The organism is Pantoea sp. Ae19-2 (assembly GCF_059801205.1).
On the sequence record NZ_JBCHWE010000001.1, the window covers coordinates 3,079,663 to 3,090,848 of the forward strand.

At 55.2% G+C, this 11,186-nt stretch carries 10 protein-coding genes; all 10 read right to left on the minus strand.

The window, feature by feature from the left end; all coding sequences use genetic code 11:
- Positions 1-4: 4 nt before the first annotated feature.
- The gene (gene secM / locus AAIE03_RS14305; RefSeq protein ID WP_014606586.1) at positions 5-511 is read right to left on the minus strand and encodes a secA translation cis-regulator SecM; all 507 of its coding nucleotides are present in this window, start codon (positions 509-511) and stop codon (positions 5-7) included.
- Between the two features lie 290 nt (positions 512-801).
- The gene (gene lpxC, locus AAIE03_RS14310) at positions 802-1,719 is read right to left on the minus strand and encodes a UDP-3-O-acyl-N-acetylglucosamine deacetylase (RefSeq protein ID WP_013024619.1); all 918 of its coding nucleotides are present in this window, start codon (positions 1,717-1,719) and stop codon (positions 802-804) included.
- Positions 1,720-1,820: 101 nt separating this feature from the next.
- On the minus strand, positions 1,821-2,975 hold the full coding sequence (gene ftsZ, locus AAIE03_RS14315) for a cell division protein FtsZ (protein WP_013024618.1): 1,155 nt from the start codon (positions 2,973-2,975) through the stop codon (positions 1,821-1,823).
- Positions 2,976-3,046: 71 nt separating this feature from the next.
- The gene (ftsA, locus tag AAIE03_RS14320) at positions 3,047-4,303 is read right to left on the minus strand and encodes a cell division protein FtsA (RefSeq protein WP_006117681.1); all 1,257 of its coding nucleotides are present in this window, start codon (positions 4,301-4,303) and stop codon (positions 3,047-3,049) included.
- A complete protein-coding gene (ftsQ, locus tag AAIE03_RS14325; RefSeq protein ID WP_013024616.1) occupies positions 4,300-5,139 on the minus strand; it encodes a cell division protein FtsQ in 840 nt (279 codons plus the stop codon). Before ftsQ ends, ftsA begins: the two co-directional genes overlap by 4 nt.
- A gap of 1 nt (position 5,140) precedes the next feature.
- On the minus strand, positions 5,141-6,058 hold the full coding sequence (locus tag AAIE03_RS14330; protein WP_013024615.1) for a D-alanine--D-alanine ligase: 918 nt from the start codon (positions 6,056-6,058) through the stop codon (positions 5,141-5,143).
- A complete protein-coding gene (murC, locus tag AAIE03_RS14335; protein ID WP_013024614.1) occupies positions 6,051-7,526 on the minus strand; it encodes a UDP-N-acetylmuramate--L-alanine ligase in 1,476 nt (491 codons plus the stop codon). Before murC ends, AAIE03_RS14330 begins: the two co-directional genes overlap by 8 nt.
- A 74-nt stretch (positions 7,527-7,600) precedes the next feature.
- A complete protein-coding gene (gene murG / locus AAIE03_RS14340; RefSeq protein ID WP_013024613.1) occupies positions 7,601-8,659 on the minus strand; it encodes an undecaprenyldiphospho-muramoylpentapeptide beta-N-acetylglucosaminyltransferase in 1,059 nt (352 codons plus the stop codon).
- A complete protein-coding gene (gene ftsW, locus AAIE03_RS14345) occupies positions 8,656-9,870 on the minus strand; it encodes a cell division protein FtsW (RefSeq protein WP_013024612.1) in 1,215 nt (404 codons plus the stop codon). Before ftsW ends, murG begins: the two co-directional genes overlap by 4 nt.
- The gene (gene murD / locus AAIE03_RS14350; RefSeq protein WP_029571008.1) at positions 9,870-11,186 is read right to left on the minus strand and encodes a UDP-N-acetylmuramoyl-L-alanine--D-glutamate ligase; all 1,317 of its coding nucleotides are present in this window, start codon (positions 11,184-11,186) and stop codon (positions 9,870-9,872) included. Before murD ends, ftsW begins: the two co-directional genes overlap by 1 nt.

Below are 11,186 nucleotides of genomic sequence, written 5' to 3' on the forward strand. Positions count from 1 at the left end.
AAGATTAGCAGAACAATGGCGCGGGTCCGGCACGGATACCGTGCACTTTGCCGTGTCCGTCAGCCTGTGAGGATACCGGAGCAGCAGGAAGAGGTTGCGGGGACAAACCAACAGGGATGCCGGACTGTGCCGCCTGAGACGTTAATAACGCATGAAGGGAATCAATCAACGCCAGCTTTTGTGCGGCCAGCGGATGCACCTGCTCTTCCGCCTGCGCCTGTGGCGTTAACGTGAAAGAGAGATGGCGGATAACCGTGCGAATGGCATGCTGGTGCCAGTAGTCAACCGTAAAACTGGGGCGTCGCGAGGCTTCCTGAAGACGGATCAAATGATCAAAACGGACCGCATTGCCAATGAACAGGCTACTGGCTGAGGCTTCGGATGCCGTATTGAGCTCAGTGGTTTGCGCACACGCCGGCAAGCCAAGACTGGCCGCCACCATTCCCAGGAGGAAATGAGGCCAGAAATAGCGTCTACCTATTTGTCGCCAGCGTAGAAAAATTCCGATCACAATTGTTCCATTGCGCATAACATTTTAATTATTCACTGCTGTTTTCAGCAGCATGCAGCCTGTAAAAGCGCCAGAGATAGTAACACTAATGTGGCGCGGCGACACCTGAGTTTAGTGCGACAGTGGGAGAAATCGCGCGCGATTGTGCAGCAATTCAGCAATTGGTCGTTCTGAGCGGAGAATGCTGTCGCAGCAAGCGGAAATGAATGGCGAGGCAATAAAAAACGGCTGGTGCAACTGACCGGAGAGAGTGTCAGCGCAACCAGCCGTTTTTACGTTCTGAGCCGATATCAGGCCAGAACCAGATTAGGTGCTTTAAACGCCAGTGGCAATTCAGCTTCGTCTTCGAAGGTCGCCCATTCCCAGGCTTCCTGCTTCGCCAAAACGGCCTGCAGCAGTTTGTTGTTCAGAGCATGACCCGATTTGTACGCGGTAAACGCGCCAATAACGTTATGGCCACACATAAACAGATCGCCGATGGCATCTAACATTTTGTGACGCACAAACTCGTCTTCAAAACGCAGGCCTTCTTCATTAAGCACGCGGAAATCATCAAGGCCAATCGCACAATCTAAACTACCGCCCAGGCACAGGCCTTTAGACTGCAGATATTCGATTTCACGCATGAAGCCAAAAGTACGTGCACGGCTGATCTGACGAACAAACGCTTCGGCAGAGAATTTCATCTGGTAACGCTGAGAGCTGGAATCGATAGCCGGGTGATTGAAATCAATGGTGAAATCAAGCGAGAAACCGTTGTAAGGTTTGATCTCAGCCCATTTGTCACCGTCTTCAACACGCACGGTCTGCTTAACACGCACAAATTTCTTTGCGCTGTTCAACTGCTCGATGCCTGCATCCATCAGCAGATAGATGAAAGGCGCTGCACTGCCGTCCATAATTGGGATTTCTGGCGCATCAACTTCGACAATAATGTTGTCAATGCCCAGACCTGCCAGTGCGGCATTTAAGTGTTCAACTGTCGAAATACGCACGCCTTCATCGTTCACCAGGCAGGTGCTCAGCATGGTGTCGCGCACGTATTTTGCATCAGCCGGAAAATCAACCGGTGGATTCAAGTCAGTGCGACGATAGATGACCCCGGTATTAGCCGGCGCAGGGCGCAGGGTCAGGCTGACTTTCTTGCCGGTATGTAAACCGACACCTGTCGCCTGAACAATACGTTTTAATGTCCTTTGTTTGATCATCGTTATTATCTCGCAATATCGCTTTCCGACCGCCAGTATACGTTACCAGCGGGCGAACACTTTAGCACAAAGAGCGGGAAATCCCAATTATAAGGTTATTCCTAGTCGGCCTGCTTGCGCAAAAACGCCGGAATATCAAGGTAATCGGGCTCTTTGTTTGACTGTGCACTCTGATCGTTTACCACTTTCGCAGCAGGTTTTTGCTCCTGCGGCAGCGGGGACATACCATGCTGCTGGTAACGATGATCCATGACAGGCTGGCTGGCAGGTTTGTTCGTTACCAGCGTGATCTCTGGACGCTTATCCATGCCGATACCGGTTGCCACCACGGTGACGCGCAGTTCGTCATTCATCTCTGGATCCAGAGAGGTACCAATTACAACGGTCGCGTTGTCTGAAGCGAAGGCGCGGATAGTGTTACCCACGGTTTCGAACTCATCCAGACGCAGGTCGAAGCCCGCAGTAATGTTGACCAGCACGCCGCGCGCACCAGAGAGGTCGATATCTTCCAGCAGTGGACTGGAGATCGCCATCTCAGCGGCTTCTTCTGCACGGTCTTCACCACAAGCCACGCCTGAACCCATCATCGCGTAACCCATTTCTGACATCACGGTACGTACGTCAGCAAAGTCCACGTTCATCAAGCCAGGACGGGTAATCAGCTCGGCGATCCCCTGTACGGCGCCTTTCAGCACGTCGTTAGCCGCACCAAACGCGTCGAGCAGGGAAATACCACGTCCGAGAACTTTTAACAGCTTGTCGTTTGGGATAGTGATCAGTGAATCCACGTGCTTGGACAGCTCAGCGATCCCCTGCTCAGCAAAGGCCATGCGCTTTTTGCCTTCAAAATTGAAGGGCTTGGTCACGACCGCAACGGTCAAAATACCTAGATCTTTGGCCACTTCAGCCACAACAGGCGCAGCGCCGGTACCGGTACCACCACCCATACCTGCTGCGATGAACACCATGTCTGCCCCTTCCAGCGCAGAACGCAGTGCTTCGCGATCTTCCTCTGCAGAGTTACGGCCGACTTCCGGGTTCGCACCCGCTCCCAGTCCTTTGGTAATGTTATTACCAATCTGGATGGTCTGGCCGACTGCTGTTTTACGCAACGCCTGCGCGTCGGTATTCACAGCGAAGAATTCCACACCTTCGATACGCTCGCGTACCATGTGCTCTACGGCGTTGCCACCGCCACCGCCGACGCCGATGACTTTAATCACCGCGTCATTGGTTAATTCCATAGGTTCAAACATGATTTCTCTCCGTTATGTGCCTGTCGCCTGGAGATCACTAAAGAAAACAGCATGATCCCCTTTTACAAAAATTAAAACTCTTTTTTTAACCAACTATTAATACGTTTAAACCAGTTACCCACGGAAACGCGCTTTTCAGCCTCTGCGTCACCGTTCATATGTGACTCTTTACCGTAGTGCAACAGCCCGACCGCCGTGGAATAGTAAGACTCCTGGGCGTAGTCCGTCAGGCCAGTAATGTTCAGCGGCTGTCCAATGCGCACCTGCGTATGGAATACGCGCTGCGCGCAGGCTGCCAGACCTTCAATCTGCGCCGCACCGCCGGTTAACACAATCCCGGCTGCCAGATGGTGCTTAACGCCCTGCTGGCGAAGCTGTTCCTGTAACTGCAAAATCTCGTCATTGACCAGATTTAAAAGCTCGGTATAACGTGGCTCAATCACCTCTGCCAGCGTCTGACGTTGCAGGCTTCGTGGCGGACGTCCGCCTACGCTCGGCACTTCAACGTTTTCATCTTTACCTACAATCGATCCTAGCGCACAGCCGTGACGCACTTTAATGGCTTCCGCATCGGTGGGCGGCGTACCAAATGCGTAGGCGATATCGCTGGTTACCACATTCCCCGCATAGGGGATCACCTTAGTATGACGCAATGCACCGCCAGTATAGACGGCGATATCCATTGTGCCGCCACCAATATCCACGACACAAACACCCAGCTCACGTTCGTCTTCGGTCAGGACCGCAAAGCTGGACGCCAGACCGGCAAAAATCAGTTGGTCAACTTTGAGGCCACAACGTTCAACGGCTTTAACAATATTTTTTGCCATGTCGTTGTGACAGGTGATCAAATGCACCTTTGCCTGCATGCGCACACCAGACAGGCCGACCGGATTTTTGATGCCTTCCTGGTAGTCGATAGCATATTCCTGCGGAATAACGTGCAGGATACGATGCTCATCACGAACGCGCACTGACTTCGCAGTATGCACCACGTTCTCGACATCATCCTGAGTCACTTCCTCTTCGGAAATCGGAACCATCCCGATTTCGTTCTGACAGCTGATATGTTTGCCCGATAATGCAAGGTAAACAGAGGAGATCTGGCAATCCGCCATCAACTCAGCCTGATCGATGGCGCGCTGAACGCATTTCACCACCGACTCAAGATCGTTTACGCCGCCTTTATCCATACCGCGGGACGGACAACTGCCGACCCCAATAATATTGACCATACCATCGGGCAGAATTTCCCCAACCAGGGCGGCGACCTTCGCAGTGCCGATTTCGAGTCCAACTACCAGTTTTCTGTCCGTTGCCTTGATCATTGTTGTTTAGCCTGTGCCTGGTTTTGTTGCTGATTACTGTCCTGTGGATCCATCACTATCGGTGTCCAGCCAACAGAAGCGCCAGAGTCATAGCGTAAATCAACCGAGTTGATGCGCTTGTGTTCATTCTGACCTTGCTGCAGCAGCACCGGATAGAGCTCAATAAAACGATTCAGACGCTTCATGGTATCGGTCCGCCCCAGCTCAATGCGGACATCATCGCTGGTCACTAACTGCCATGAACGTCGCGCCGTCATCGACGCCACCTTCAGGGTAAACTTCCTGGCCTTCAGCACGTCATCCATACTGTGATAACCCGCCAGCACCTCTTTTTCACTGCCTTCTGGACCGTATAACATCGGCAGCGTTTCTTTACCCATGTGGTTAGCCGGGACGCTGAATGACACACCGTCGCTGTCCACCATGTGTGAGTCATTCCAGCGCGCTACCGGTGTAAACTCCACCAAATGAATTTTCAGTTCGTCTGGCCACTGCTTACGCACACTAACCTGTTTAATCCATGGCAACCGTTCTATCTGCTGCTGGATCACGTTCACGTCCTGCGACATAAACGTGCCCGGTGAACCCAGTGACAAAATCGCCTGACGAATATCGTCATGGGTTGTGTAGTGCAGTTGCCCTGTGACCACCAGCTTCGACAGGGGTAAACGGGAGGCATCGTTCATCCACTTCAGAACGACCAGGCCACCCGCAATCATTACGCCCATCACCATCAGCAGAAACACGATGCCGAAGAGCCGGGCACCGTTACTGCGACCGGTGCGTGCCCGCTCCTGCGCTTCACGATTACGTACATTCATCGCCGCCTGTGACATATCAGTCGGCCAACTCCAGAATACGTACGACCAGTTGAGAAAATGTCAGCCCGGCCTGCTTTGCCGCCATCGGCACTAAGCTGTGGCTGGTCATGCCCGGTGAGGTGTTCGCTTCCAGCAGTTGGAAGTGTCCTTGATCGTCAGTCATGACATCAACGCGTCCCCAGCCGCTGCATCCGAGTGCACGCCAGGCTGACCACACCAGCTGTTGTAATTCCGCCTCGCGCTCGGCACTCAGCCCGGCTGGACAGAAGTACTGAGTATCGTCAGAAATGTATTTCGCTTCATAGTCATAGAACTCGCTGGCGGTCTTTATTTTTATCGCGGGCAGAATCTGGTCACCCAGAATGCCAACGGTATATTCCTCACCGCTCAGAAAAGCTTCGACCAGCACATTGTCGTCGTGGCGAAACGCCTCTTCCAGCGCAGCTGACAGATCGCTTAACTGGTTTACACGGCTGATGCCGACGCTGGATCCCTCGCTGCTCGGTTTCACGAACAGGGGTAATCCCAATGCGCTAATCGCCGCCTCGGTCGCCGCATCCAGACCGCTCTGCATCTGTTCACGCGTAATCCAGACAAATTTACCCGCCGGCAGTCCCCTGCCCTGCCACAGCAGTTTGGTGCGCAACTTGTCCATGGTGACGGCGGAAGCCATCACACCGCTGCCGGTGTAAGGCAACTGCAGGAATTCCAGCACCGCCTGAAGCGTGCCGTCCTCGCCGCCGCGACCATGCAGGGCGATAAACACCTTTTCAAAACCTTGCGCGGTTAACTCCAGCACTGAGACGTCGCGGGTATCAATACCCTGTGCATCGATACCGGCTTCACGCAGGCCCGCCAGCACGGCACCGCCGGACATCAGGGACACGTCGCGCTCGGCTGACGTGCCGCCCATTAAAACGGCAACTTTAGTCATGACGGCCCTCCACTTTACGTGCTGGCTGCAATTTGCATTCAGCCAGCTTCCGCGCCACTTTACCGACGTTTCCTGCCCCCTGAACCAGAATCAGATCGTTGCCTGACAGCAAAGGCGCCAGCATTTCAACGAGCGCATCATGTTCCGGCACCAGAATAGGATCGACCTTGCCGCGATGACGAATGGCGCGGCACAGTGCACGGCTGTCTGCGCCTGGGATGGGCGTTTCGCCTGCGGCGTAGACATCCAGCATCAGCAAAACGTCAACCTGAGACAGCACGTTGGCAAAATCATCAAACAGGTCACGCGTGCGGGTATAACGGTGCGGCTGAAACACCATCGCCAGTTTTTTATCCGGCCAGCCCGCTCGCGCGGCTTTAATGGTGGCGTCAACTTCCGTGGGATGATGACCATAATCGTCCACCAGCATGGCGGTGCCAGGCTGCCCATTAACCGGCTCCGTAGGAAACTCACCCAGCTGGTCGAAACGACGACCGGTACCCTGGAAGCTTTCCAGCGCAGCCAGAATCGCGCTGTCTTCAATCCCTTCTTCGCTGGCCACCGCCACGGCGGCGGCGGCGTTTAAAGCATTGTGTCGACCCGGCGCATTCAGAGTGATCTGTAACGGCGCTTTGTCCTGACGAATCAGGCTGAAATGAACCTGCGCGCCGCGTTGTTCAAACGCCTCGATGCGAAAGTCGGCGTCGTCGCTGAAACCATAAGTAGTAATCTGGCGGCCGACACGCGGCAGCAGATCGCGAATCACGGCATCATCAACACACATCACCGCACGACCGTAAAACGGCAAATTGTGCAGGAAATTAATGAACGTCTGCTTCAGGTTTTCAAAATCGCCCTGATAGGTGTCCATATGATCCGCTTCGATATTGGTGACAACGGCGACCATTGGCTGTAAGTGCAGGAATGACGCATCGCTCTCGTCCGCTTCGGCGATCAGGTAGCGGCTACTGCCCAGACGTGCATGCGTGCCTGCGGCTTTTACCAGCCCCCCATTCACAAAGGTGGGGTCCAGACCGCCTTCCGCGTAAATGCTCGAGACCATCGCCGTCGTGGTGGTTTTGCCGTGCGTGCCGGCAATCGCAATACCGTGGCGAAAACGCATCAGCTCTGCCAGCATCTCTGCGCGGCGGATGACCGGGATTCGCTGTTCGCGTGCAGCCACCAGCTCAGGGTTGTCCTGCGCCACCGCACTGGAGACCACGACAACGCTGGCATCCGTTACGTTTTCCGGGCGATGGTTAAAGTAAATGGTCGCGCCCAGATTGATCAGATTCTGTGTCACCGGATTTGGCGCCAGATCAGAACCGCTGATATGGTAACCTTCATTCGCTAACACTTCGGCAATACCGCCCATGCCAGCACCACCGATGCCGACAAAGTGAATGTGCCGGACGCGACGCATCTCGGGCACGATAGAACGCAGTTTCGCCAGTTGTTGTGTATTCATTACGCTTTATTACCTACCTACTCATTCAGTTTGTGCTCAATATGAGCACGGGTCAGCCAGGCTGACCTGATGCGTTAATGTGCGGCGCGAGCCACTTCCTGCGCGACCCGTTCAGTCGCATCGGGTACCGCCACCTCGTGGGCTTTTTCAGCCATCGCGAGTAATGTTGGTCGATCCCAGTGACGCAACGTTTCCGCTACCGCCTCCGCTGTAAACTGCGGCTGCTCAAAAATTTTGGCTGCACCTGCGCCCTCAAGCGGCAAGGCATTCCAGTACTGCTGACGATCTTTATGCTGAAACGGCACGAAGATCGCCGGTAATCCTGCCGCGGCGATCTCACTCACCGTCAGTGCACCTGAGCGACAAATCACGACGTCTGCCCAGGCGTAGGCCGCTGCCATATCATCAATAAACTCGGTCACCTTGTGATGGTCCTGACCCACTTGCTGATAAGCATGTTGAACGTCCTGCAACGCGCCTTTTCCGGTCTGATGCCAGACGGTAATCTGCTCACCCAGTAGAGCCGCAATCTGGGGCACGGTCTGGTTAAGGATACGTGCGCCCTGGCTGCCACCCACCACCAGAATACGGATAGCGCCGCTGCGCCCGGCCAGACGCTGAGCCGGTGAGGGCAGTGCCAGCACGTCTGTACGTACCGGGTTTCCTACCACCTCTGCGTGAGGAAAGGCGCCGGGAAACGCCTGCATAACCTTGGTGGCGATTTTTGCCAGCCACTTGTTTGTCAGCCCGGCGATCCCGTTTTGCTCATGCAGCACCACAGGGACACCGCAGCTCCATGCAGCCAGGCCACCCGGCCCCGAAACATAGCCACCCATGCCCAGCACAACGTCAGGCTTCCAGGCTTTAATAATCTTGCGAGCCTGACGCCAGGCGTTGAAAATACGCACCGGTGCCAACAGCAGGGCTTTGATGCCCTTGCCGCGTAATCCGCTGATACGAATGAAGTCGATGTCGATACCGTGCTTCGGTACCAGATCGGCTTCCATACGATCTGCAGTGCCTAACCAGCGAACTTCCCAGCCCTGCGCTTTCAGATGATGGGCAACAGCCAGCCCCGGGAAAACGTGTCCACCGGTGCCACCTGCCATTACCATCAATCGTTTACCACTCATCGACCACCTCGGGTAAACGCCTGCGCTTTAGCCAGACGCGTTTCATAATCAATACGTAACAAAAATACGATGGCCGTCGACATAATGATCAAACTCGAGCCACCGTAACTAATCAGCGGCAACGTCAGACCTTTGGTCGGTAACATACCAGCCGCAGCGCCCACGTTGACCAGTGCCTGAAAGCTGAACCACACGCCAATTGAACAGGCTAAAAAGCCGGAAAAACGTTGATCAAGTTCAAGCGCGCGCCGGCCAATCGACATCGCACGAAAAGCCACGAAGAATACCATTAACAGCGCTAAAACCACACCGATGTAACCCAGTTCTTCTCCGATAATGGAGAAAATAAAGTCGGTATGGGCTTCGGGCAAATACTCCAGTTTCTGAACCGAATTCCCCAGCCCCTGCCCCCAGAATTCACCGCGGCCAAACGCCATTAGAGACTGCGTCAGCTGGTAGCCGCTGCCGAACGGATCTTCCCACGGATTCCAGAACGAGGTGACACGACGCATACGGTATGGCTCGGCGATGATCAGCAGCACCACAGCAAAGATGCCGGAGCCGATAATGGCCAGGAACTGCCACAGTTTGGCCCCCGCCAGAAACAGCATCGCCAGCGTAGTGACAAACAGCACGACCACCGTCCCCAGATCGGGCTGGGCCAGCAGCAGTACGGCCAGCACCACCATCACGCCCATTGGCTTACAAAAGCCCCAGAAGTTATTTCGCACTTCTTCTACCTTGCGCACCAGGTAACTGGCGAGATAGCAGAAGAGCGTGAGTTTAGATAACTCGGCGGGCTGAATACGCAGCGGCCCCAAGGCAATCCAGCGTGACGCACCGTTTACCGAGCTGCCCACCACCAACACAATCAGCAGCATGGCGACGGAAACCATCAGCATTATGTTGCTGTAGCGCTGCCAGAAATCCATCGGAACGCGCAGCGTGACCAGCGCCATGCCGAATGCCAGCGCAATATAGAACGCATCACGCTTGGCAAAGTAGAACGGATCGTCATTCAGACGCTGACCTACCGGCATTGATGCCGACGTCACCATCACAAAACCAATCGCGGCTAATCCCAGGGTTAACCACAGTAGCGTACGATCGTAGAGCACCAGTGAGGTATCGTCGCTCTCACGTGACCCCATCACCCAGTTGCTCAGGCGACCTGACAGATAATTCACTATGCCTGCACCAGGAATCCGCATCAGCTTAACTCCCTTGCCAGCTGCGCGAAGACGTCACCGCGCTGTTCAAAATTGCGAAACTGATCGAGGCTGGCACAGGCGGGGGAAAGCAGTACCATATCGTCCGGCTGGACCTGTCTGGCGATCTGCTCCATGGCCTGCTGCAGCGTATCGGTACGCACCGCCACGTCAGGCCGCAGCGCGGCGAGCGCATCGCCATCGCGACCAAAGCAGTACAGCCGGATACGATCGCCTTGCAGATAAGTGGCCAGCGGCGAGAAATCAGCCGATTTCCCATCGCCCCCGAGCAGCAGCCAGAGCGTGCCGTTAACCTGTAAGCCTTTCAGTGCCGCTTCCGTGCTGCCAACGTTGGTCGCTTTTGAATCATTGATCCAGCGCACCCCGCGACTCTGATGAACCAGTTGAAAGCGGTGTGGCAGTCCAGAGTACGCTGCCAGCGCAGACAGGCTGGTTGAGCGGGGCAGCCCTACCGCATCTGCCAGCGCTAAAGCCGCCAGCGCATTGGTGTAATTGTGTTGGCCTACCAGCGTCATTTCGTCGGTATTCAGGACCTTCTCGCCTTTGGCGCGCAGCCAGATGCTGCCCTGCTGCTTATTAAGGTGATAATCGCCAATATCGATGCCAAAACTCACGCAGCGCGCGTCAGCGCCGCGTACCGGCATCGTCATGCCATCATCCGCGTTCACGACACAGACCTGCGCGTTTTCGTAAATCCGCAGTTTTGCTGCCCGATACTGCTGCATACCTAACGGATAGCGATCCATATGATCTTCAGTCACGTTAAGGATGGTGGCCGCTGCGGCTTTCAGGCTGTGAGTGGTCTCCAACTGAAAGCTGGACAGTTCAAGGACATAGAGCTGCGCAGGCGCTTTCAGCAGGCTGAGGGCGGGTAAGCCAATGTTGCCGCCGACACCGACCTGCCAGCCTGCGGCCTTCGCCATTTCGCCGACTAAGGTGGTGACCGTACTTTTTCCGTTCGAACCGGTAATTGCCACGATGGGTGCCTGTGCTTCACGGCAAAACAGCTCAATATCGCCCACGATTTCGATGCCCGCATCCGCGGCTTCGCACAGCGCCGGATGTGCCAGCGCAATACCGGGGCTGGCAACAATCAGGTCGGCAGCCAACAGCCAGTCGCTGTTGATCCCGCCCACATAGCGCTCCACCTGCTCAGGCAGCTTGTCCAGCCCGGGCGGTGACATACGGGTATCCATCACGCGTGGCGTTACGCCCTGCGCTACAAAGAAATCAACACAGGACAGTCCGGTCAGGCCCAGTCCGATGATGACAACTTTTCTCCCGCGATAGTCAGCCAT

Bases quoted from the DNA above. Each gene is read 5' to 3' on its own strand.
- murD (WP_029571008.1), bottom strand. From the start codon at position 11,186: ATGGCTGACTATCGCGGGAGAAAAGTTGTCATCATCGGACTGGGCCTG.
- ftsQ (WP_013024616.1), bottom strand. From the start codon at position 5,139: ATGTCACAGGCGGCGATGAATGTACGTAATCGTGAAGCGCAGGAGCGG.
- murG (WP_013024613.1), bottom strand. From the start codon at position 8,659: ATGAGTGGTAAACGATTGATGGTAATGGCAGGTGGCACCGGTGGACAC.
- ftsZ (WP_013024618.1), bottom strand. From the start codon at position 2,975: ATGTTTGAACCTATGGAATTAACCAATGACGCGGTGATTAAAGTCATC.
- ftsA (WP_006117681.1), bottom strand. From the start codon at position 4,303: ATGATCAAGGCAACGGACAGAAAACTGGTAGTTGGACTCGAAATCGGC.
- murC (WP_013024614.1), bottom strand. From the start codon at position 7,526: ATGAATACACAACAACTGGCGAAACTGCGTTCTATCGTGCCCGAGATG.
- AAIE03_RS14330 (WP_013024615.1), bottom strand. From the start codon at position 6,058: ATGACTAAAGTTGCCGTTTTAATGGGCGGCACGTCAGCCGAGCGCGAC.
- lpxC (WP_013024619.1), bottom strand. From the start codon at position 1,719: ATGATCAAACAAAGGACATTAAAACGTATTGTTCAGGCGACAGGTGTC.
- ftsW (WP_013024612.1), bottom strand. From the start codon at position 9,870: ATGCGGATTCCTGGTGCAGGCATAGTGAATTATCTGTCAGGTCGCCTG.